This is a genomic window from Sphingomonas sp. YR710 (genome assembly GCF_900101455.1).
In the GTDB taxonomy this organism is placed as follows: Bacteria; Pseudomonadota; Alphaproteobacteria; order Sphingomonadales; family Sphingomonadaceae; genus Rhizorhabdus.
On sequence record NZ_FMZJ01000019.1, the window covers coordinates 48,503 to 71,134 of the forward strand.

Below are 22,632 nucleotides of genomic sequence, written 5' to 3' on the forward strand. Positions count from 1 at the left end.
CGGCGGTTCATGTTCGAACCTGCCTTTGCCAAGATCAATCTCGCGCTGCACGTCCGCCGGCGGCGCGAGGATGGCTATCATGAGATCGAGACGATCTTCGCCTTCGCCCGCGACGGCGATGCGATCAGTATCGACGACGATGGCGCACCCGGCCTCACGCTGACGGGCGACTTTGCCGGTGCGCTCGCGGGCGAAAGCCGCGATGACAATCTGGTGATGCGCGGCGCGCGCATGCTGGGCGCAGCGCTCGATCGGCCGGTGCCGGCCGCGATCGGGCTGACCAAGAATTTGCCGGTTGCGGCAGGGATCGGGGGCGGTTCGGCGGACGCGGCGGCGGTCATCCGGCTGCTGTGCCGCTTATGGGATGTGCCGATCGAGGATCCGCGCGTCGATGCGGTTGCCCGCCAATTGGGGGCCGATGTGCCGGCCTGCGTTGTTTCGCGAACGCTGCGTGGCGACGGGCGCGGGGACGATTTGCGGCCGGTGCCGTCGGCGGCGCTTTCGGGCATGCCGCTGCTGCTCGTCAATCCGCGCGTGCCATTGGCAACCGGTCCGGTTTTCGCGGCCTGGGACCGGATCGATCGCGGTCCGCTGGCCGATGGCGATCCGTTGGCGGCGGCTCTGGCCGGGCGCAACGATCTGGAGCCGCTCGCGCGGGGACTGTGCCCGGTTATTGGCGATGTCGTCGGTTTGCTGGCCGATCGGCCCGGCGTCCTGCTGGCGCGGATGTCGGGATCGGGGGCGACCTGCTTTGCGCTGTTCGACAGCGCGGCGGCGTGCGAGGCCGCGGCGAACCATATTGCCGGCGCGCGGCCCGACTGGTGGATGATGCGGACCGAATTGCGATAGGCGCGCGGGGTTCAGCCGGCGGCGATGATCGGATGATCGAGGCGCACGCTATCGAGCAGCCGCTCGATCGCGGCATTTTGCCGGGCATTGCCGGATGGCGCGACAGACCAGTTGCAATGCGGGTGGGTGGCGGAATCGTGGAGCCGGATCGGGCCAATGGCGATCCGCCAGGCGCGCTGGCTTCCACCGTCATTGCGGATGAGGCGCTGGATGAGAAGCGCTTGTAATTGGCTGGCCTGCATGGATTGCGTCTCTCGCTTCAGCTCGATCGGGTGGGATCGGTCATGGGTTCTGCCATCTCGTGCGGATCGAGCGCGCGGGTGGCCGGAAGCGATCCGGTTTGGCGTTCGATCATCCGATGCACCACCGGCACCGCCGATCGCAATGCCGTCAATGTCTCGGTGTTGGCGGTATCGGCGTGGGTGCGCCGCTGGTTGTGGCGGACATATTCGAGCCAGGTCGGGACATGGTAGCGCTCGATCCACAGTTCGGAATCGCCCAGGTCGCGCAGCAGGCTCCAGCCCCTGGCCCCGTCGCGGCGGCGGATCCGGCGGCGTTCGCCCATCGCCGCGAGGAACGGCATGATATTGGCCGGCGGTACGCGATGCTCGATCGTGATGACGATCGGCCCGCTCCGCGGTTCGACGGGGACGTCGGTGTCCGGCTCGCGCCAATGGTCCTGCGGGTCCAGATTGATGGCGCTAACCTTGGCGAAAGGCCAGCGCAGGCCGGGGACAAGCCCACAGATTTGCACCGCGGTGGCGACGTACAGCGCAATGACCGGGCCGTGATGATCGGCGATGAGGCCACAAATCCAGCTGCCAATGGCCATGCCGCCAAAGGTCGCCATCTGGTAGAGTGAGAGTGCGCGCGCCACGACCCATCGCGGCGAGGCCATCTGCACGCTGACGTTGAAGGTCGAAAGCGCGAGCACCCATCCCGCACCGGCGACGGTGAGGGCAATGACGGTCAGCGGCAACAAGCGGCTCGTGGCGGTGCCGGCTTCACCGATGGCGAGGGCGATCGTTGCCAGTCTGACGACCATTTCGACCGACACACGACTGCGCAGCCGCCCGCTCATCAAGGCACCGCCAACCGCGCCGATCCCGAATCCGCCGAGCAGCAGGCCGTAGGTGAGCGGGCCGCCGACGATGATATCGCGGGCGACGAGCGGCATCATCGCCGGCACCGCACTGGCCGCAAGGCCGAACAGCGAGGCTCGTCCGAGCACAACGAGGATCGATGGAGACATCGCTGCATAACGCACCCCCGCGACCATCGCGTCGCCGATGCGTTCGCGCGGCAGCAGGCGCGGCGGCGCAACACGGCGCCAGCGCGTCAGCACGACGATCAGCCCGACATAGCTGGCCGCGTTGGTCAGGAAAGCGGCCGCCGAACCGGCCGCCGCAACGATCATGCCGCCGATGGCCGGGCCGATGCTGCGCGCGATGTTGAAGCCCATGCTGTTCAATGCAACCGCACTGGGCAGCGCCGAGCGCGGCACCATCTCCCCGACCGAGGCCTGCCAGGCCGGCCCGTTGAGCGCGGTGCCGCAGCCGATCAGGAAGGTGAACAGCAGCAGCAGCCACGGCGTCAGCATGCCGTACCATGCGCCCAGCGAGAGGATCACCGAGACGACAAGCATGAAGCCTTGCGCCATCAGCATCACCTTGCGGCGATCGAGACTGTCGGCGACGGCACCGGCCCAAAGCGACAGCAGCATGATCGGCAGGCTGGTGGAAGCCTGTACCAGCGCGATCATCTGCGGCGAAGCGGTGAGCGAGGCCATCATCCACGAAGCACCGACCGATTGGATCAGGCTGCCGAAATTCGAAGCCATGCTGGCGAGCCAGACGGATCGGAAGATCGGGAGCGTAAGCGGCGATCGCGGTGACGACGTATCATCCATCGCCGCTTCATGCCGCAGTCGGGCGGATGTGCCTAGCGTCGATCGCAAGGCCCGGTTCGTGAAAACCCCCTGGCCCTATTGCAGCCAGCGTCGGCGCCCGTAAGCTCAGGCGTAGCCCAAAGATGCGCGCGCCGATGAACAGGAGAGAGAGATGGACTTATCCCGATATGGGCCATGGGCCTTCATTGCCGGTGGATCGGAAGGGGTGGGGGCGTCGTTCGCGCGCAAGCTCGCGGCCCATGGGGTCAACATCGTAATCGCAGCGCGCAAACCCGATCCGATTCACGCGCTGGCCGCTGAATTGCGGAGCGCATTCGGCGTCGAGGTGCGCGAACTGCCGCTCAACTTCTGTGCTGTCGGCATGCTGGAGCAGGTCAAGGCCGCCACGCAGGACATCGAAATCGGCATGCTGATCTGCAATGCCGGTGCCGAAAATTCGTTGAGCCCGTTCCTCGAGCGCAAGCCCGGCCGCGCCGAGATGATGATCGCGCTGAACGTTACCGCGCCGACCCAGCTTAGCTATCTTTTCGGCGCGGGGATGCGCGAGCGCGGCCGCGGCGGCATCATCATCGTCGGCTCGAACTCCTGCCACGCCGGCGCGCCGCGGCAAGTCGTCTATTCCGCCGCAAAAGCCTATCAATTCAATTTCGCGGAAGGCCTCTGGGTCGAACTCAAACCGCACAATGTCCATGTTCTCGGACTGATCCTTGGGCTCACCAACACACCAAATCTTGCCCGCTCCGGATTCAGGCCCGATGCGGCGGCAGGATTGGTCATGTCCGAACCGGACGATGTCGCGCAGCAAGGGCTTGATCATCTTGGCCGCGAGCCGATCCATTGCATCGGTGGATGGACCGAACGATGGCAGCAATTGCGTGGCCTGCCGCGGGATGAGGCCATGGCGATGATCGGCCAGGGCGTGAGGTCGAAGTCTTGATATGTGCGGCTGGGGCTTCCGATTGAGGTGACACCGGGCCGCGCCGCCGGCCCGATGCCCATGTGATACTGCTGATATTATTAAGCAAGCGCACCCAAGACGAATGGAGGTTGGGGTGGTGGGGAAGGTTTGGTTCTGGGGTGGCAGGAGCGCAACAGCCGCCATCGATAGGGCTCTTTGCTGCCTCCTTGAAAATATAGCCGGTGGGAATTGGGATCCCGATTATATTCCAAAACGGCTGCGCCGTTCGAAGATCTCAAGCATCACGGTCAGTGAAAATGCTGCGCATTTACGCCCGGCCGAAGCACCACGGATCAGGCTGCATGTCTACGGGCGCGCCTGCCAGACCCGGACAGGCGAAACGTGCCTTGAAGGTAAAAGCATGAACGGAAGGGCCGTAGCGATCGAGCCGCCACAAGCGAGATAGCCCCTCATCAACGCTCGGTCGATGTCCTGCTGGCACCCACCAGAGCGCTTGATATGCACCTTCGAAGCGGTCGAAATACTCCCGTCGGCGGGCCATCTCCGGCGTATGTGCACTCTGGTAGACGAACTCGAACAGCGCTTCAGCGTCGCTCCACACTGACAGATTGACGATGAAAAGTGGATCCGACGTGGGCTGAATGTCGGTAGCGTTTCCGGCTTCGCTTTGCAGACGCCAGACGAAGCCTGGAGCCGCATCGGCAATGGCGTTCACCCGATCCAATGCGTCGAAAAAGGGGCGTACCCTTGGATCATGGCTGGGAGCGACCAAGCGGCCGACGTTGATCTGTGCCAATTGCCAATGCTGCTTGCCGACTCCAATGTTCATTATGTCGCCCCATCTGCAATGGGCAAGGCTGCCTCGCCTTACGTTCGACGCGTGCTGTATCAGTCGAAATTCGTCAACCAAAACCGCGATTAGCCCCGAACGAAAGCCGGTTTTCCGGCGGCGCATGAATGTGTGATCGCCCCAAGGTGGTGAGAGGCGATCAGGCCGCTTTTGGCGAGTGCGGTGGGTGGCCAAGTGACCGGGCTCGGGTCTGTGCCGAGCGAATGCGCGCCGGCCAAGCGCTATTTGGCCAGCCAGTAATCGATCGTCTGTCCGAACGCGCCGAGATCCAGCCTGGCATCCTTTGCCGCCATGACCGCTTCCTCGACATCCTTGGACATATATTTGCGCGCATTTTCCATGGCGTCGGCGGCGTCCCGCCGCTCGAAAATGCCGAGCGCGAGGCTCGCGCCGCTGCAGGTTTGCAGCACTTTCGCAACGGTGCGGGGATTCAGGCCGTAGCTTTCACCGACCTTCAACAATTCGGCCGCGTTCATCATATTCGCGGCGAGAACGAGGTTGTTGAGCAGCTTGAGCACCTGCGCATCGCCCAGTTCGCCGACATGGAAAATGTTCGTGGCATAGCTTTCGTAGGCCGGGCGCATCCGTTCGAGCGCCGCTTCCGTCCCGCCGACCATCAGCGTCAGAGTGCCGTTGCGGGTGGCGGGAACCGAGCCGCTGAAGGTCGTGTCCAGGACATCGACACCATCCGGCGCCTTCTCCTGAATTTCCCTGCGCAGTGCAGGCGAGCCGGTGACGTGAATCGTGAGCACCGTTCCGGGGCGCATCGCCGCCAGCGCGCCTTGCCCGAACAGAATATCCCGCATCTGCTCATCGTTGAACACGATGAGGATCAGCGCATCGCTCTGCGCCGCGAGTCGTGCGTAATCGGCGCATTCGGCTACGCCGGCGGCTCTGGCCTCGGCAAGGCCGCTACCGCGCGGATAGATGGTGACGGGAAAGCCGCCCGCCCGCAGGCGTTTCACCATCTCGGTGCCGATCTGGCCCAATCCCACAAATCCGATATGCATGTCGAAGATCGCCCCTCTTATCTGAATTATATCGTGCTTTTTTTAGAGCCGGTTTTAAAATTCGCCATTGCTACATCGCGCTCCCATAGGCGTGGAGCGTGAGGGAGGCGCCAAGCCACCTTCCGTTGCGACCCCAATCACCGGGAGGGTGTGCTCGGCGGTCTGGGCGACATTGGTAGCATTCTGGGTTGGGCTGAACCCGTTGCCCGGAGCCAGAATGCGATTGAGGGCGAGGCATGCCCTCGCCAGCGTGGCGCTGTCCAATCCTTCGGGCAGGTTACACCACAAGGTGAATCCGCCCACCGGCTGGCCCTGCGGCATCACGCCGAGTTCGCTGCGTTGATCGCCGACGTGCTTGCGGGCACGGGCGAGCTTGCGGCGCATGCTTCCATGTGCCGGCGATAGCTGCCAAGATGTCGTCTTCCACAATCAGCATGCCATGGGCAGCGACGATGGCGGGCAGGCGATGTGCGGTGGGCAGGTTATGAGTGCGTCCGGTAGGATTGGTTCAGTGGATCGTAACGAAAATCGGATATTCGCACCATTGTGGTCACGAAACGAATATCTAGCGCTTGCGCGCCGAGGTAGGCGAGGGCCGCCGATCATGATCGGCTATTGACGTAGGGGATGGACTGGCAATTTCCACCCTGTACGCGGCGCTTCCTCGGGGTTTCCTTCCCTGAGGAAGCGCACCGGTCCCGCGAACTCTGTAAATCGCAACCAGAGGTCGCCGGGGAGCGGAGCGCAAATCTATACCTCAACGCTCTTGCCTTCCCGCCACTGGCGCATCACCAAATAGCGACCGTGCAGGGCGCCCCGGTCGCGGACGCCGAAGCCCAGCAGCGTACCTTCCTTGCCCTCGGCGGCTGGAAGCCACTTGACCTGCTCCAGCCCGAGTCGGACCCCGTCGCGGGTCAAATCCGGACTACGCGCCAGGCCTTCGGCGACCAGCCGGCCTATATCGTGGCCGACTGCCGAACGAAACACAGGCGCGGCGGGGTCGAGGTTCGCCGCGAGCGTGTGGTTGTGGTCTGAGTAGAGGTCCGGATAAATCCAGCCGTCGATCTTCGCGGCGGTCGCGGGGTCATGGCCGCGCATGCCGGCGGCGTTCATGATCCGCGGTCCGGACCACCCGCTCGCAGCGAGCGCCCGCGCTACCGCAGGCGCCGACAGCCCGAGGCCGAAGTAGACGAATCCCTCCGGCCTGCCGGCGAGCGCCCGCTGGACGGCTTCCTCGGCATCGGCGGCCAGCGGGTTTATGCCCTCGGTGGCAGCGATCTCCAGCCCGATAATCCTTCCCTCGACCTTCAGATATTCGAGATGGCGTTCGCCGATCGGCGACAGATCGAAGACCACAGCGACGCGCCTTGCGCCGGCCGCGACCAATTGGCGCGCGATCAGCAGCGATTCATCCTCGTGCGAGCCGACCTGGAGGTGGAACATATAGTCGCCGCGCGCGCGCTCGGCGCCGGCCCAGTTGATCGTGGGTATTTTGGCGCGGTCGACCAGCGGCGTCGCGAGAAGCGCGTTGTCGCCGATCGCCGGGCCGACGATCAGCACTACGCCCTGCCGATCGAGTTCGTCGAACGCGCGCTCGACGGCCTCGAACGAGCCCCAGGGCAAGCCGAGCCCGTAGGCCTGAATGATCTCGACCTCTGCATCGAGCCGCCCGCTCGCCCGGACGGCATCGATCTCGCGCCGCAGCCATCCGGTCAAATCGGTGCTCGCAGTGGCCGCGTTGGCAGCGGAATCATTAAGAATTCCCACGCGGATCGTCTGCTGCGTCGCCATTTTCCCGCGATGCCATAGGTCGTGCAGCGGGCGCAAGCTTCGGACATGTTCGTGCTGGCTAAGTGCGGTCGGCATTGAGCCGTGTACCGCCGCTGAAAAGGCATAAGCCGCAATTGCCGCAGATGACAAAAGATCTCTATTTGGTGCGTTGATTGACAGTGCAGGGGTAGGCAAATACTGCTCTTGGGCTAATTGTTTGAAAGTGGCCGTTCGAGACCACGTGGAGAAGGACATGGCTGAATGGCAAATCGATAATGGGTTTCGCTGGCGTTCCGTGGAGCCCTTCGGCGCCGAGATCGACCATGACCTGAGCCAACCCTTGTCGGGCCCGGTCGCCGAGCGCTTCGTCAGCCTGTTTCGGGAACATCATCTGATAATCGCGCGCAGGCAGGTACTCTCGCGATCAGCCCAAGAGAATTTGCTGGCCCTGTTGGGGCCGCTGATGCTGAACCGTCAGAACGCTACTGGCTTCATCACGACGGATATGTCGCATATTTCGGCCACTGCGGAATATCCGTTTCATTCGGATGGCGCCTACACCGAAAACCCGTTCGAGGCGCTTTCTCTCCACGCGGTCGACGTCGTAGATGGCGCCTCCTCCACGCGCTTCGTTGACGTCGAGCAATGCTATCAAACATTGCCTCCTGCGCTGCGTGACCAGCTGCAAGCGCACGATGCCGAGATGATCAAGTCGACCTATGATAGCGTGGGCGTCCGCGCCTTCGAGATCCGCGATCCCCCAGCGATCCGGCGAGACGAGCGACCCGCTGTTCGGATTCATCCGCACAGCAACCGGCCCTATCTCGCGGTGAATGAGATGCAAACGACGCGGCTGCTCGGCATGGCGTGGGAAGATAGCCGGGCCTTGCTGGCGGATGTCTTTGACCATGCCTACGCGCCTCAAAACATTCACGAGCATGTCTGGCACCAGGGCGACCTCGTGATCTGGGACAATATCGCGTGCCAGCATGCGCGCGGTTCGCTTGAGGGCGCTGGCCGCCGGGTCCTGCAGCGTGTCATGGTCGGTGGAGAAGATTGTTGAAGGGGCTGGCGCGTAGATGATTACGGACCAATTGGATTTCAGCGGCCGGAGCGTGATCGTCACCGGCGGAGGTACCGGCATCGGTTATGCCACCGCGCGGCAATTGGCCCGGTTGGGCGCAAACGTGGTGATCGCGTCGCGTAGTGCCGATGAGCTTGAGGCCGCCGCCGCCCGCATTCGCGAGGAGAGCAGTTCGCAATGCATCGCGATTCCTACCGATGTGAAGAACGAGGACGCGATCATTCACCTGGTCGGGCGCGCCAAGGCGGAATTTGGCAAGATCGACGTTCTCGTCAATAATGCTGGTGGCACGCGCATGGCACCCCTCGAGCAGATCCCAACCAAGGGGTGGGATTCGATCTTCGATCTCAACCTTCGGTCCGCCTATATTTGCACGCGAGAAGTGGGCCGGCACATGATCGCGGAGAAAAGTGGTGCGATCGTGAACATCTCGTCGGGCGCGGGCATCACCGGCGTCAAAGGTGGCGCGCATTATTCAGCAGCGAAGGCGGCCCTGCAGATGTTTACGCGGGTGTCGGCAGCCGAATGGGGAAAATACGGCATTCGCGTCAATTGCGTCGCACCCGGCGCCATCGCTTCGGAGCGCGCCCTCGCAGCCTGGCAGGTGGCTAAGCTGGACCCGCGCGCGTTGAGCGGAAACCCGCTCCATCGGACGGGAACCCCCGACGAGATCGCGAACATGATCGTCTTTCTGGCAAGCGACGCCGCATCCTTCGTTTCGGGCCAGACGATCGCGGTGAACGGCGGCCCTGTCCTTCCGGGCATTCCTGACGACTGACGGTGCCGAGACCATGGCTATAACAAAAACAAGGATGGAGAGTGATGTCGTGACGCAGCCGATCGGCCCAACCTTGCTCGAATATCTGCCGGATATTGAAAAGGCCGTCGCGGAACTCGCCAATAGCTGGCACCCCGATGACCCGCAGTTCCGGGCCGATATGTACCGGCAGACGCTGTGCAGTCTGTCCTACAGCTATTTTGCCTATTTCCACGCCGATGCCGAGCATCCCGACTGGGCGCCGCTATGGAACCCCGTTTATACGCTGCAACCGAATCCCGACGACATCTACTTCTATGCGCCGATCCGCGGCGACCTGACCTACCGTGTGTCGGGCAATTGCGGGACGGTGAAGCTGATCACCTTCACCGCACGCAAAGGGCTCGTCGGCCTGATCGACGACCTTTCCGAACAGCGCGATGCCGTCCATCTCGACCAGCGCGACCTCGACATCGCAGCGGACGGCAGCCTCGATGTAATCTTCAGCGCCAGACCGAAGCCGGCGGACCACAAGGGCGACTGGATCCAATTTCACCCGGAAGTCGACATCTTCCTCGTCCGGTATCGCTCCTATGACTGGGAGAAGGAGGTCGACCCCCGCATCTCCATCGAATGCCTGGACAGGGTGCCGTTGAAGCCGAAGCTCGACGTCGATCAGATCCTGGCGCGGATCAAGTTGATGGCCGGCTTCCCCGCGCGTTATGCCCGAATCTTCATGAAAATGCAGAACGACATCAAGGCGAGCGTCGGCGTCAACCACTTCGAGCCCGTATCATATCAGGGCAGCCTTTCGCGGCAGCTCTATCTGCCTGCCGTGTTCCAGTTCGACGAGGATGAGGCGCTGATCCTCGAAACCGACCTGCCGAAGGTTCGGGAATATTGGAATTTCCAGCTCAACGATCCCTATTTCAACGCCATCGAATATGTCTATCGGTTGAGCCACACCAACGGACATTTCGCGAAGATCGCCTCCGATGGCCGCTTCTACGCGGTCATCTCGCTTCGGGATCCCGGCGTGCCAAACTGGCTCGACCCCGCGGGATTCACGGAAGGGACGATCTATGGCCGCTGGTATGATTGCGACAGCCATCCGACGCCGACGATCACGCGCGTGAAATTCGCCGACGTCCGCAAGCATCTGCCTGCCGACACGCCGGACGTCTCGGAGGATGAGCGCGCCGAGGAATTGCGGACACGGGTACGTGCGGCGCAGCGGCGGCGGCGCTGGTAATGACCGATGAGGTGCTCTTTGCGCCGCCGACGCATTTCGTCGACGCGGGCGATCGGTTGCACGAACTGGTGGCGAAGCGGGTCGGCTCGTCCGACTTCGGCGGGGATGATTATCGCTGGGGCCTGCGCATCCTTTTGCAGTCCATCGACAATGATGCGCGCTTCAATGCGGTTGGCCGCCAGCAGGCATGGACGCGATTGATCGAGATGCTGTCCGGCCGGGCGCGCGCCGTTCAGTCTATGGCTGCGCATCCGGGTTTTGAGCGCATGGCGATCCGTCGTCCCATCGTCATCACCGGCCTTCCCCGGACCGGCACGACCGCGCTTCATAAGCTGCTTGCGGTCGATCCCCAGTTTCAGGGGCTGGAGGGGTGGCTGCTCAATGCGCCGATGCCGCGTCCACCGCGTGACACCTGGGAAAGCTATCCGCAATTCCGCGAAGCAGTCGAACAAATCGCGCGGCGGGACAAGCTCAGCCCCGGGGCCAAAGCGGCGCATGCCCGCGCCGCAGAGGACGTGGACGAGTGTCTTACCGTCCTCGCGCACAGTTTCGTCAGCAATATGTGGGCCTCCGGCTGGCCCGCCCCGACCTACGACGCCTGGTGGCAGAGCCAGAGCGAATGGCCCGCCTACCAGCATCTCCACCGCGTCATCCAGTTGATTGGCAGCGGCGAGCCCGACAAAAGGTGGTTGCTGAAGAACCCTGGTCACATTTCCAATCTCGATCTTCTGTTCAAGATCTTCCCCGATGCGCTTGTCATCCAGACCCACCGCGATCCGGCGAGGGCGATCCCGTCGCTCACCGCTTTGCTTTGCCAGCTATACGCACCGCTCCGGGATGGTGACGGTGCGCTGCAGGGACGAATCACAGCCCATCGCGAAACCGAGAAATGGGCGAAGGCTGTCGAGGATTGCGAGCGGGTCCGGCGCGGCTTTCCCGGGCAGGTCATGGATATAATCCAGTCAGACCTTCATCACGATCCCATCGGCACCGTGAAACGCATATATGATTTCTGCGGCCTTGAGCTGTCGGACGAGGTGGAGAACGCGATGCGGCAGCGCGGCAAGGACGATCCGGAACGCAGCCATGGCCGCCACCGCTACGACATCGCCGATTTCGGCCTGACCGAAGACGAAGTCCGCGAACGGTTCGGCAGCTATGTCGACCGCTACGATCTCCGGCCCAAAAGGGCGCTAGCATGAAGGCCGCCGTCTATCCCGGCGATGGCCAGCCGATGCGTATCGAGGACCGGGATATGCCCGTGCCCGGTGCCCGGGACCTCCTCATCAAAGTCGATCGCTGCGGCATTTGCGGCACGGATCTCCACATGACGTCCGGCCATGGCTGGGACTACAGGCCGGGCACTGTTCCCGGTCACGAATATGCGGGCGAGATCATCGACCTTGGCAAGGAGGTCGATGGGTTCGCCAAAGGCGATCTCGTCGCTTATCGGCTGACCCTGGGCTGCGGCCATTGCGACGCATGCGATGTCGGCAATGTTGCTTTGTGCCGCGGAATGAAGACCGGCATGGGCGGTTTTGCGGAATATCACAGCCTCGCTTCGGGCAGCGCGGTGAAGCTTCCCGGCAGCTATTCCGCAACCGACGGCGCCCTTGTCGAGCCCTTCGCGGTCGGCCTCTACGGGGTACGCATGGGCAAGATGCGGCCCGGCGACCGTGTCCTGATCCTCGGCGGCGGAACGGTCGCTCTCACCACCCTCTACTGGGCGCGGCGGCTGGGTGCCGGGCGGATCGTGGTCGCGTCACGGTCCGAAAGGCGTGCCGAAATGGCGCTCACCATGGGTGCTGACGCTTATGTGCAAACCGGCGAGGATGAACAGCAGCGTGTCGCGGGGATATTGGGCGGCCCGCCTGACATCGTGTTCGAATGCGCGGGAGCGCCCGGTCTGCTCGGTCAGGCCATCGGGCATGTGCGCATATTGGGCTATGTCGTGTCGCTCGGCTTCTGCACCTCTCCCGATGCCGTGATACCGGCGATAGCCGGGTTCAAAGGCGTTCGCCTCACCTTCCCGATCGGCTACTCCGCCAGGGACTTCCAACGTGCCGCCGACGCACTGCTCAGCGGCCACGCCGACCCGAAGATCATCGTAACGAGAACCGTAGGTCTTGATGCCCTGCCGGATGCGTTCGATCTGCTGCGCAGATCCAATGCAGAGACGAAGGTCCACGTCTCTCCAAATGCCGTCTGACATGGCTTTGGAGACAGATATCCGGCACCGGCTCGGCATCGAGAGCCTGACCACCTTCGGACTGGCGCCCGTGCCACTCGTCCATCTGGCCGCCGATCTCGGCTGCTCCTTTATCGCGCTCGGACTTAGTCCCTTGCCGATAAATCCGGAAGGCTATCCGGTCTGGTCGCTGCGGGAGCCGGAGCCGCGCCGCGCGCTGAAGGAAGCGATGGCCGAACGGGGCGTCTCCATTGGCCTGGGGCAAGGCTTCGGCATTTTCCCCGGTCGCGATGTCCGTGACCTGGAGGCCGACCTCGACCTTTTATGCGAACTGGGCATTACGCGCCTCGGCGGCGTGAGCCTGGAAACGGACGCGGATCGCTCGTTCGATCAGATGGCGGCTCTGACAGAGATGGCGGGCAAGCGCAGCGTCCACATCATGTTGGAATTCGTGCCGACCCGGGCCATTCCCGATCTGCCGGCGGCGCTCGACGTCGTCCGGCGATTGGACGCCGCCAACGTCCGTCTCATGATCGATTGCATGCACCTGATCCGCTCGGGCGGCAGCGCCGCCGATGTCGCCGCGCTCGATCCCTCGCTTATCGGCTATGCGCAAATTTGCGACGCCCCGCTGGTGCCTTCCAATTCCGATTATCTGAATGAGGCGGTGACCGAACGCCAGGTCCCCGGCGCCGGCCAATTGGCTCTTGCCGACATCATCGCCGCCCTGCCGGCGGACGTGCCGATCGGGATCGAGATACCGATGCTGGCGCGGGCATTGGCCGGGGACGGCCCCCACCAGCGCGCCCGCGACTGTGTCGAAGGCACGCTGGCGTTGCTCGCGCGCTGACCGATTGGATCGGCTGCAAGGCGTAAACGGCCCCGGCCGAAAATTCGCGTCGGGCATGTCAATATGCACCCCAAAGCGGGGCGGAGGGAGGAACAAGCCGTGAGGTTCTCGATCGATCTGCCGGGCGTGACCCACTTCCCGCCAATCACAGATCCGTGGATGAAGGAGATGAAGGCGCCGGACTTCCAGCGCGCCTGCCGCGGCCTGGAGACGATCGGCTTCGACAGCATCACCGTCTCCGAGCATTTGATCTTCGACCTGAACTATATCGATGCCATGGGGGGCTATTGGCCCAACGCCATGGCGGCTATCGCCTTCATTGCCGGGGCCACCGAACGCGTGCGGGTGAACACGTCGATCCTGATCCTGCCATTGCATCACCCGGTGGAGCTGGCCAAGGCGATCTCGACGCTCGACGTCCTCAGCGGCGGCCGGGCGATGCTGACGGTGGGCCTGGGCCTGGGCGAAGCGCAGTTCAAGGCCATGGGCGTGCCGCACAACCAGCGCGGCCGCCTGGCCGACGAATATATCCAGGTGATGCAGCTGCTCTGGACCGAGAAGCGCCCGAAGTTCCAGGGCCGCTATCTGACGATCGACGCCGTCGCCTTCGAACCGGGCCCGTTGCAGACCCCGTTTCCGCTCTGGGTGGGCGGCAACTCCGACGCGGCTCTACGCCGCGCGGTGCGCTTCGGCGAAGGCTGGCATCCGACACAGGTCGAACTGGAAACTCTTCCGCAATTTCGGGACAGGGCCGACGAACTGGGCGAAGAGCTGGGCCGCACGCAGGCGCTGCAGTTCAACATTCGCGCGGTCCCGCTGGGGCTGGGGGAGGACCATCGGCCCCGCGCCGACGCCCCGCCGCCCGATTTCACCAACGACCAGATCGTCGAGCGTATCGGCCGGCTGGCGGAGCTTGGCGTCACCTGGACCAGCCTTCCCAGGATCCGCGCCCGCTCGCTGGATGAATATCTCGACCTGCTGGCGCAAAGGCACGGGCCGGTGATGGCCCAATGCCGCTGATGGGCTGCTGAGCGTGCGGCAAGCCGCGGGGCTGAACCAAATCGGCCGGCATCTGGGACTTTCCCTGGGTGCCCGGCTCACGTGGCACCGTGATATGTCGACAGGCGTATTGCCGGATATGGGGCTCGGTGCGGAATATACGGGTTTGCCCCATTTATCTCCTGCTCCTTCGACCTGCGTCGTTAGGGTAGCGTCACCCGTGCGATCTACGCCGTGGTTATCCTCGTTCAGGGTGTCGTACCGATGCTTATGGACTTGGGCTTCGATCATCTCGAATCATATAGTGCTGCAACGATAGTTGTCGTTGGGGTACTGGCGATAACCATGATCGTTCGCTCTGTTCGCTCTGTTCGCGAGGCAGACGAATTGACTCCCGAAGATTCTGGGTATTGGGCGGCACAATGAGCGTCACGGTTTTCGGTAGCGTCAATATGGACATGGTGCTGCGGGTCGACAGCCTGCCGCTGCCCGGCGAAACCGTGGCGGCGCGGGGCTTTGCCTTCCTGCCCGGCGGCAAGGGGGCAAACCAGGCGGTCGCCAGTGCGCGGTACGGGGCCTCCACGCGCCTGATCGGCGCGATCGGTGATGATCAGCATGGCACGACGATGCGCGAATTTCTGGGCAATTGCGGAGTCGATCTCACGCTGCTCGCAACTTTGACGGGACCGACCGGGCTTGCCTTGATCTGTGTCGACGACTGTGGCGAAAATCAGATTGTCGTCGTTCCGGGCGCCAATGCCCTCGTCGCAGCGCCGGGGCCGGCGCAGGCGATCGGATCGGGAGCCAGCGGGCGTGCCGTCGCGCTCGCGCAACTGGAGTTGCCGGTTCCTGCCATAGGCCGATTCCTCAGGGACTCTCGTGATGCAGGAGCGATCACTATCCTGAATACGGCACCGGCGCTTGCGGCGGGAGCTGGGCTTTTCGAGGACGTCGACATCCTCATCCTGAACGAAACGGAGCTTGAATTCTATCTCGGCCATATTCTGCCAAACGACCCGCATGCCATCGGCAAAGCCGCTTGTGCGCTGCTTCGCGACGCACGGCAGACGATCATCATCACCCTCGGTGGAACCGGCATCGTCGCCATAAGAAACGACGATATCACTTCCATTCCCGCGCCCTCGGTAAACGTGGTCGATACGGTCGGCGCCGGAGACTGTTTTTGCGGGGTGCTCGCCGCCGCGCTGTCGGAAGGCCGATCGTTTGCCGATTCCATCAGGCTGGCCGTCCATGCCGCCGCGTTGGCGGTCCAGAAGGAAGGGGCGGCGACATCGATGCCGACTCGCGCCGAAATAGAAGCCGCGTCGGCCTGAACGCTGCTATGCGATTCGGCGATCCCTTCGTTGCAGAGACGCCGCGCGGGTGACGCCTTGCCGTCGAACATGACTGTCATGAAGTTTGTGAGCATGCGCTCAGGATAGATCAGGGATTTCGGTACAATGCCGTAATAGATGCCCGCAGGCGGTTCGCTTTTACCAGCTGAACGCATTCGCATAAAATTTGGCCGCGGCGAAGGGGGAGCTCGCTCGCCCCGTGGCTGTTGTTCTGCCTCGTGGCGATAGGCATTGGCTTCGTGGCGCAGGCCAAGCGGAGGGTGAAGCTGCCTGACAACAGGTTCACCGACCGGGCCATCGCAAAGTCGCCTAAATCCCTCCCGCCCAAAGTCGAAACGAAAGGCCCTTCTCTCCGATCAGGCCCGCAGCAGGCGCCCCGGAACCGCACCGGTTCGTTTGCCACCGTCAATGATCGGCTTGCCGTTGACGATGACATAGGGAACGCCCCGGGCGCGCTTGGCCAGGCGAATTGCCGTTCCACCCGGGAACTGCTCCGTTTCAAGCGCTTCAGGCTGGACCGTGTCGGCATCGAAGATGACCACGTCGCCGGCCTTGCCAACTTCCAGAACGCCGCGATCCGTCAATCCCATGAACTCCGCGACTTCCGAGGTCAGTGCCGCCACGCCTTCTTCCAGCGTGAAAGTGCCCTTCTCGCGCACCCAATGCTGGAGAAAATAGGTCGGGAAATCGGCACCCGCGAAGGTCTGGAGGTGGGCGCCACCATCCGAAACGCCGATCAGCGTCGAGGGGCTCTTGAGGATACGCTCCGCAACCGATTCATCGTCCTTGGGACGGCCGCGCAACAGGAAGATCGTCCCCATGCCGTCCTGCAGGGCGATATCGAACATCAGTTCGATAGGATCGATGCCGCGCTCGGCGGCGATGTCTGTGAGATAGCGGCCGAGGAGTGGCTTGAGTTCCGGATTGGCGACCTTCTCAACGATGGCGACGTTGAGATAAGGCACGTTCCGCCAGTATTTGGCCAGCCGCTCGCGCCAGGCCGGCTGTGAGATCGCCTCGATCTGTGCATCGCGATCGAGCCCGCAAAACGCGCGCCAGTCGGCATCGCCCGAATAAAGCGGCGAGATCTGGCCCGCGGTAAAGCGTGATTCGGCCGGCTGGCAGCGCGCAACCACGCGTACATCGCGACCCTGGCGGATTTCTTCTTCCATGAATTCGATCGTGGCCAGCCAGTCGACAGCACTCGCGCCGAAATCGTTCCACGAAATCGTTATGCCCGATGCCTTGGCCAGGTTCGACATCATCGCCTTGTCTTCGGGCGAAATACCTTCGCGCTTGCTGGCCGGGTTGAGCGCGAAGCTGCGCTTGCCCTTGCGGCCCACGGCCATGGCCAGCGCTTCGGTTTCGTCATAAGCGGCGAAATAGGAAGGCACGTGCCCGCCCGAGCCGTCGATATGATGTGGCGAGAAGCTGGTGGTCACGCCCCAGGCGCCGACATCCATGGCCTCTTCGGCGAGGCGAACCATTTCGGCGATTTCCGGCGACGTCGCGGCGCGCTTGATCGAATCCTCGCCCATCACATAGCGGCGAACGACCGCGTGGCCGAACAGCGCCAGCACATTGACGCCGCAGTCGACCTTTTCCAGGCGGTCCATATACTGAGGGAAGGTTTCCCAATTGAGCGGCACGGTCTGTTCGAGGACGTCCCTCGGAACCTCCTCGGTCGCGCTGAACAGGCCGACGGCATAGTCCTTGTCGTCCGGACGCACGGGGGCGAGCGCGAAGCCGCAATTGCCGATGACGATCGAGGTAATGCCATGCCAGGTGGCTGGGTCGATCGTGGAATCCCAGAACATCTGCGCGTCATAGTGGGTGTGGCAATCGATGAAGCCGGGCGCGACGATCTGGCCATCGGCATCGATCACGCGGGTTGCATCGCCGTCGACGTCACCGACTGCGGCGATGCGTCCGTCCGTGATCGCGACGTTGCCCTTGTAGCGCGGTTTGCCGGTACCATCGACGATGGTCCCACCCTTGATCAAAAGATCATATGTCATAGCGGTTCACTCCTCTATCCTCGGCGCTACCGCTCCGATCGCACATTATTCTCGCCGAGTCGGTTCAATAATGAACCAGCGGGACGAATTCCTTTAGTGCAACCTCGTCGAAGCCCTGCTCGTAACCGGGCAGGCGATAGAGCCGCGCCACATTGCCGGCCACCAGATTCGCGCGGACATCCGCCGGTGCTTCGGCGGTCACGCGGGCGGACTGCTGACGGTTGTCGGGCCAATTGGAATCCTCATACGGGAAATGGCTGGCCCAGATAAGATGTGCCGGCCCGATGTTGTGGCGATTCCAGACGGCAGTGCGGTCATGATGGAACGTGAACCAGACGCGGCTTCGGATATATTCACTCGGCAGCGCATCTTGATTCTGAAGCGTATAGTGGTTCAGGTGCCGGTGACGCAGGAAATACATGTCGGTATATTCGAGCCAGTGCATGCTCCAGCCGGCATCGGCATGCGCCAGCACGATCCGAACATTGGGGTAACGATCAAATACGCCCGAGGCGACGAGTGGCAGGACAATCTGGGCCATCTGGGGGCGCATGCCCGGCGCCGGGCCGGTTTCCGGCGAGGTATTGGCTGTTGGACCGACACCGATATGCATGCTCACCGGCAACCCTATTTCGTTGACCGCTTCCCAGAACGGTTCATCCTCCGGGCTACCGGCAGTCTTGGCACCGCTCGGAAATGCATCAAGCACAAACCCGCGCAGCTTTAGATCGCCCGCGCAGCGCCGCACTTCGGTTACCGCGTCCGCGACCGAGGTGGTTGGAATCTTGCCCAGACCGATCAGCCGGTCCGGCGCGAAAGCGCAGAAGCCCGAGATCCAGTCGTTATAGGCTTTGACGCAGGCCAGCTTGAGTTCGTCATCATCCAGCAGTTTGATGGCATCCCACAGCACCGGCGTCGGATAGAGAATTTCGGCGTCGACACTATCCGCTGCCTGCGCCTTGAGGCGTTCGCCGGGATCGAGCAGAGCCGGAAGCACGTCTTCATAGCTGACGGCCGAGACATCAGGCATCAGGCTCAGGCGATAGCCCGATCCGGTACGCATCGTGGGCGGGAGCGGGACCGGATCCAGATCGCCGACGAACCAGGCGCTCCCGCCATCATACGGTTTCAGCTTGGGTGCCCTCCCGCGCAGTTTCGCTGGCAGCCGCTTCTCGAACAGGTCCGCAGGCTCAAGGATGTGCGAGTCCGCGGAAATGAGGTTATATGTAATCTTGTCCGCCATGTGCTTCACCTTCCAACTTCAGCATCGGGCCTTTTTGTGGGCCGTCACGAAATAATGTCGTTCGCGTTCGGATCTTCATGCCGCCACGAGTGCGTCATCGAGCTTTGGCAACGAATCCACCCGGCTTCAGGGCTGGTCGGGTCAGTCCACAACAAGGGCCGGCCCGACCCCGCATATTCATGCGGCGAGGCTGAGTTCCGCTGGCGCGTCGTACGGCAACTTGTAGATGTCCGCGCAGGTCTTCCACATGATCCGCTCGATCTCGCTCTGCGTCGCGCCGACGCGATCAAGAATCTCGCGGCCCAGTTGGTAGTCCAGCGGGAAGTTGCTCGAAGAGTGCGGGAAGTCCGGACCCCACATGATCTTGTCCACACCGATCAGATGGCGGTTTTCCATCCCGACCTCGTCAACAATGAAAACAAGCCAGACATTGCGGCGGAAATATTCGCTGGGCAGCAGGGGAAGTTTCCATGTGCGGCGATTGCATAGAACCGATTCGTCGAATTTTTCCAGATAATAAGGCAACCAGGCGCACTCGACCTCCGACCCGATGAGCTTCAGATTCGGGAATCGTTCGAACACACCCGAGCTGATCAGCTTGGTCAGGACCACCTGAAAGGTGCCAGCGGCAACATCAATGCCGCGCTTGTCGGCACGCTTCTTCTGATCGGCCACACCTTCGGCCGAAAGCTTGGAGCCAAGGTCGCCGCTGGGGAAGAAGAACTGGGTGTGGATGTTGATCGGGAAGTCCATTTCAACACACATCGCCCAGAATTTGTCATCCTCCGGAGTCGGCTCACTGAAAGAGCCGCTCGGATAGGATTCGAGCTGCGCCGTGCGCAAACCCATGTCCGCACAGCGGCGTAGTTCTTCCATGCAGTCCTTGAGACCGGTGGTGGGCAGCGTCGCGTTGCAGATGAACCGCTTGGGATCATATTCCTGAAACTCGACCATCCAGTCGTTATAGACCTTGTAGCAGGCCAGGCTGAGCTCCTTGTCGGGGCATAGCTTGATGCCGTTCCACACGGTCTGCACGCCGTTGTAGATCACTTCGGCGTCGGTTTCGTCCTCTATGATCTCCTTGACGCGCTCAGCCGGATCCCATGAACCGGGAAACAGATCCTCATAGCGGACGCCGCGATCGCGGATCTGCTTGAAGCTGTCGATCAGCGATCCGCGATCGAAGCGCTTGGCGCCGCGCGAATACATCGAGCTGAAGCCCATCGGCGAAGGCCTGGTCTGGCCTTCCATGATCCACGCGTGGCCCTTGGTCTTGGGGGTTTCGATCAGGCGGGGCCCGCGATCCCTGAACTTGGCGGGCAAGTTCTTGATCCACAGCTCGGGCGGCTCGTTGATATGCCCGTCGGCGGAAATAGACTTGTACAGCATCCTCATTCTCCTTTGTGCGCTGCCATCTTCTGAACACGGAGCCGGAGCTCGCAACCTCGGGGGCCGCCAGCCAAATTGCTGCCCGACAAACTGCCAGGTCAGTTGATGGAAGGCGTTGCTATCCAGGAACTTTGTCCAGGAAATATTCGGAGACGCTACGTTAAAGGCACTGCAATCTACCCCCCGCTTCTCACTTAGTATGTGTTATGTTTCGGTCGTCAAAATTGACGGCTGTCAAATTGCGAACCCCGATTCCTTGGAGGTTGCGGTCGCGACGGTGATGCGTGTTGCACGGCACGCCCATCACCCGGCCCGACGAAAACGCCGATACGACATTCCCGGAAGATTGATTTCGGACAAGGAAGTTCATCGTGGGCAGAAGATACGTGTGAATTCGGAGAGGATTAGCGATCAGCCTGGCGATCTGGCCTTGACCGCCGAGGTGGGGCCAGCCCGCAAATGACCTTTATCCGAGCGGAAGACGACAATTCAGGGACGAGGCTCAAATTTATGGCACACGGAATTCTTCAATATCCCTTCGCGGAGCCAACTCGGCTGGATGTTGATCCCCGTTACAAAGACATTCGCAAGCAGGGCGTCGTGCGCGTGCAACTGCCGTTTGGCGAGCCGAGCTGGCTCATCACCAGTGCCGCCGATGCCAAGATCGCTTATGATTTCCGAAAGTTCAGCCGCACCGAAGGGCTGACGCACGCGATCCCAGGATTGCACAATACCGAAAACATCAAGATTTCTTCGCTGCTGCTCAACATGGACCCGCCCGAACACACCCGGATCCGGCAGCTCGCGGCAGGGGCCTTTTCCCCCGATCGCATTAAGGCACTCGGTGCTTGGGCTCAGGGCATGGTCGACGAACTGCTCGACGCCTTCGAGAGGCAGGGGGCTGGCGCGGACTTCATTGCCATGTACGCGCACAAGTTTCCGGTGCTCGTACTGGCCGGTATTCTTGGCATCCCGTCCGACAAGGCATTCGAATTCAAGAAGTGGATCGATATCTCGTCGGATGCCTCAAGCACCCCCGAGATGAAGCTCGATGCCCGCGAAAAGACGCTGACCTTCATCCGCGCATTGATCGCCGAGCGGCGCGAGAAATCCACGGACGACTTGCTGAGCGTGCTGATCAACGCACGCGACGAAGGCGACAAGTTCGAGGAGGACGAACTCGTCAGCCTGGCTATGGCGCTATGGCATGGCGGCTTCAAGACCACGCTGTGGCAGCTGGGCACAACCGTCTTTACCCTGATGTCTCACCCCGAGCTCTGGCGCGACATCAAGCAAAATCCCGACAACATGAACGCCGCGCTGAACGAGTTGTGGCGCTGGATTCCCAGCTTCAAGCCCGGACGTGCTTTCGGTTTCTGGGCCAAGGAAGACGTGACCTTCAGCAACGGCCAGGTGGTGAAGAAAGGCGATCATGTGCTGATCGAATTCGCCATCGTCAATCGCGACAACGATATCTGGCCCGATGCCGACACGATTGATTTTCACCGCGTCAAGCCGGCTCAGCACTTCTCGTTCACCGGCGGTGCCCATGCCTGTGTCGGCCAGCACCTGGCAAGGCTGCAGATCCGGCTAACCATCGAATCGCTGCTCCGCCGCTTCCCCAACCTCGAACTGGCGATTCCGGCCGAAGACGTGCAATTCGATCCGGATTCCTTCATGCGAGGCATCTTGCACCTGCCGCTCAAATGGTAGTTTTGGCCACCCGTCAGCGGTGCGCCATTCACAGGCCAGCAAGTCATGGATATTTGCGCGGCCAGCAATTACAGTTCGCCGGTCTGCAACCAGATCATCCGACCATTGGGAGCGGCCAATCCGGATCCGAACAATGGACCAACAGCAGTCCTTATCAACCTGCGAAACTTCAAAACCGGCGGGATTGATTTCGAATTGCGATACCAGCTACCCATCGGCTCGGGAAAGCTGACGGTCGAGAGCCTGGCGACGCGGCTTCTGTCGTCCAAGCAACAGAACGCGCCCGGCCAGGCAGTCTTCAATTTCCTGGGGAACGCGGACATGACGGATGGCAACCCGATCATTCCCACGAGCACCAGCCCGGGCCTTGCCTATCCGACGCTCCGGTCGGCGTATGACATCATCGGGACATACGTTACTATAGGCGCCCGCCTGAAAATGTGAGTGAGGATACCATTGGAGCGATCGTCATTGTAA

The 22,632-nt window shown here is 62.2% G+C and carries 21 protein-coding genes; 12 read left to right on the forward strand and 9 right to left on the reverse strand.

Annotated features, from left to right (window positions below; genetic code table 11):
* Window positions 1-9 precede the first annotated feature (9 nt).
* Window positions 10-849 carry a 4-(cytidine 5'-diphospho)-2-C-methyl-D-erythritol kinase gene (locus tag BLS13_RS18055; RefSeq protein WP_093454210.1) on the forward strand — a complete coding sequence of 280 codons (840 nt, stop codon included), beginning with the start codon at window positions 10-12 and terminating at the stop codon, window positions 847-849.
* 11 nt (window positions 850-860) lie between these two features.
* On the opposite strand, the gene BLS13_RS18060 is transcribed toward BLS13_RS18055, so the two are convergent.
* Window positions 861-1,091, reverse strand: a complete 231-nt coding sequence (locus tag BLS13_RS18060; RefSeq protein ID WP_093454212.1) for a hypothetical protein — start codon at window positions 1,089-1,091, stop codon at window positions 861-863.
* 17 nt (window positions 1,092-1,108) lie between these two features.
* Window positions 1,109-2,758, reverse strand: a complete 1,650-nt coding sequence (locus BLS13_RS18065) for an MFS transporter (RefSeq protein ID WP_093454213.1) — start codon at window positions 2,756-2,758, stop codon at window positions 1,109-1,111.
* 151 nt (window positions 2,759-2,909) lie between these two features.
* Here BLS13_RS18065 and BLS13_RS18070 point away from each other — a divergent pair, with 151 nt between their 5' ends.
* The gene (locus BLS13_RS18070; RefSeq protein ID WP_093454215.1) at window positions 2,910-3,695 is read left to right on the forward strand and encodes an SDR family NAD(P)-dependent oxidoreductase; all 786 of its coding nucleotides are present in this window, start codon (window positions 2,910-2,912) and stop codon (window positions 3,693-3,695) included.
* Between the two features lie 289 nt (window positions 3,696-3,984).
* Here BLS13_RS18070 and BLS13_RS18075 read toward each other — a convergent pair whose 3' ends face one another.
* The 4 genes from BLS13_RS18075 to BLS13_RS18090 all read right to left on the reverse strand — a co-directional run bounded on the left by BLS13_RS18075 (window position 3,985) and on the right by BLS13_RS18090 (window position 7,328).
* Window positions 3,985-4,506 carry a DUF3291 domain-containing protein gene (locus tag BLS13_RS18075; RefSeq protein ID WP_093454216.1) on the reverse strand — a complete coding sequence of 174 codons (522 nt, stop codon included), beginning with the start codon at window positions 4,504-4,506 and terminating at the stop codon, window positions 3,985-3,987.
* Window positions 4,507-4,748: 242 nt separating this feature from the next.
* Entirely contained in the window at window positions 4,749-5,537 is a 789-nt protein-coding gene (locus tag BLS13_RS18080; protein WP_093454218.1) for an NAD(P)-dependent oxidoreductase, read from the reverse strand.
* A 54-nt stretch (window positions 5,538-5,591) separates the two neighbouring features.
* On the reverse strand, window positions 5,592-5,921 hold the full coding sequence (locus tag BLS13_RS18085; RefSeq protein ID WP_093454219.1) for a hypothetical protein: 330 nt from the start codon (window positions 5,919-5,921) through the stop codon (window positions 5,592-5,594).
* 366 nt (window positions 5,922-6,287) lie between these two features.
* Window positions 6,288-7,328 (reverse strand): ABC transporter substrate-binding protein, encoded by a 1,041-nt coding sequence (locus tag BLS13_RS18090; protein ID WP_093454221.1) that lies wholly within the window; start codon window positions 7,326-7,328, stop codon window positions 6,288-6,290.
* A 220-nt stretch (window positions 7,329-7,548) separates the two neighbouring features.
* On the opposite strand from BLS13_RS18090, the gene BLS13_RS18095 reads away from it, so the two are divergent.
* The 8 genes from BLS13_RS18095 to BLS13_RS18130 all read left to right on the forward strand — a co-directional run bounded on the left by BLS13_RS18095 (window position 7,549) and on the right by BLS13_RS18130 (window position 15,771).
* Window positions 7,549-8,370, forward strand: coding sequence for a TauD/TfdA dioxygenase family protein (locus BLS13_RS18095; protein ID WP_143012006.1), 822 nt, complete (start codon window positions 7,549-7,551; stop codon window positions 8,368-8,370).
* Between the two features lie 16 nt (window positions 8,371-8,386).
* A complete protein-coding gene (locus BLS13_RS18100; RefSeq protein WP_093454224.1) occupies window positions 8,387-9,169 on the forward strand; it encodes an SDR family NAD(P)-dependent oxidoreductase in 783 nt (260 codons plus the stop codon).
* A 49-nt stretch (window positions 9,170-9,218) separates the two neighbouring features.
* Complete coding sequence (locus tag BLS13_RS18105; RefSeq protein ID WP_256325960.1) at window positions 9,219-10,400, forward strand: DUF1214 domain-containing protein; 1,182 nt, start codon at window positions 9,219-9,221, stop codon at window positions 10,398-10,400.
* On the forward strand, window positions 10,400-11,602 hold the full coding sequence (locus BLS13_RS18110; RefSeq protein WP_093454226.1) for a sulfotransferase family protein: 1,203 nt from the start codon (window positions 10,400-10,402) through the stop codon (window positions 11,600-11,602). Before BLS13_RS18105 ends, BLS13_RS18110 begins: the two co-directional genes overlap by 1 nt.
* Window positions 11,599-12,609 carry a zinc-dependent alcohol dehydrogenase gene (locus tag BLS13_RS18115; RefSeq protein WP_093454228.1) on the forward strand — a complete coding sequence of 337 codons (1,011 nt, stop codon included), beginning with the start codon at window positions 11,599-11,601 and terminating at the stop codon, window positions 12,607-12,609. The genes BLS13_RS18110 and BLS13_RS18115 overlap by 4 nt, the downstream gene beginning before the upstream one ends.
* 1 nt (window position 12,610) lies before the next feature.
* Window positions 12,611-13,438 carry a sugar phosphate isomerase/epimerase family protein gene (locus BLS13_RS18120; RefSeq protein ID WP_093454229.1) on the forward strand — a complete coding sequence of 276 codons (828 nt, stop codon included), beginning with the start codon at window positions 12,611-12,613 and terminating at the stop codon, window positions 13,436-13,438.
* Window positions 13,439-13,597: 159 nt separating this feature from the next.
* Complete coding sequence (locus BLS13_RS18125) at window positions 13,598-14,458, forward strand: TIGR03619 family F420-dependent LLM class oxidoreductase (RefSeq protein WP_176943666.1); 861 nt, start codon at window positions 13,598-13,600, stop codon at window positions 14,456-14,458.
* Between the two features lie 401 nt (window positions 14,459-14,859).
* Complete coding sequence (locus BLS13_RS18130; RefSeq protein WP_093454232.1) at window positions 14,860-15,771, forward strand: ribokinase; 912 nt, start codon at window positions 14,860-14,862, stop codon at window positions 15,769-15,771.
* Between the two features lie 377 nt (window positions 15,772-16,148).
* On the opposite strand, the gene BLS13_RS18135 is transcribed toward BLS13_RS18130, so the two are convergent.
* The 3 genes from BLS13_RS18135 to BLS13_RS18145 form a co-directional block, all read right to left on the reverse strand.
* Window positions 16,149-17,810 (reverse strand): N-acyl-D-amino-acid deacylase family protein, encoded by a 1,662-nt coding sequence (locus BLS13_RS18135; RefSeq protein ID WP_093454233.1) that lies wholly within the window; start codon window positions 17,808-17,810, stop codon window positions 16,149-16,151.
* 64 nt (window positions 17,811-17,874) lie between these two features.
* Window positions 17,875-19,053: an amidohydrolase family protein gene (locus tag BLS13_RS18140; protein ID WP_093454235.1), complete on the reverse strand. Its 1,179-nt coding sequence runs from the start codon at window positions 19,051-19,053 to the stop codon at window positions 17,875-17,877.
* A gap of 177 nt (window positions 19,054-19,230) precedes the next feature.
* Window positions 19,231-20,496, reverse strand: a complete 1,266-nt coding sequence (locus BLS13_RS18145) for an amidohydrolase family protein (RefSeq protein WP_218123314.1) — start codon at window positions 20,494-20,496, stop codon at window positions 19,231-19,233.
* A 405-nt stretch (window positions 20,497-20,901) separates the two neighbouring features.
* Between BLS13_RS18145 and BLS13_RS18150 the strand changes: the two genes are divergently transcribed.
* Together BLS13_RS18150 and BLS13_RS18155 are read left to right on the forward strand one after the other, a co-directional pair.
* Window positions 20,902-22,155 (forward strand): cytochrome P450, encoded by a 1,254-nt coding sequence (locus tag BLS13_RS18150; RefSeq protein WP_093454238.1) that lies wholly within the window; start codon window positions 20,902-20,904, stop codon window positions 22,153-22,155.
* Between the two features lie 45 nt (window positions 22,156-22,200).
* Window positions 22,201-22,599: a hypothetical protein gene (locus tag BLS13_RS18155; RefSeq protein WP_093454239.1), complete on the forward strand. Its 399-nt coding sequence runs from the start codon at window positions 22,201-22,203 to the stop codon at window positions 22,597-22,599.
* Window positions 22,600-22,632: the final 33 nt, after the last annotated feature.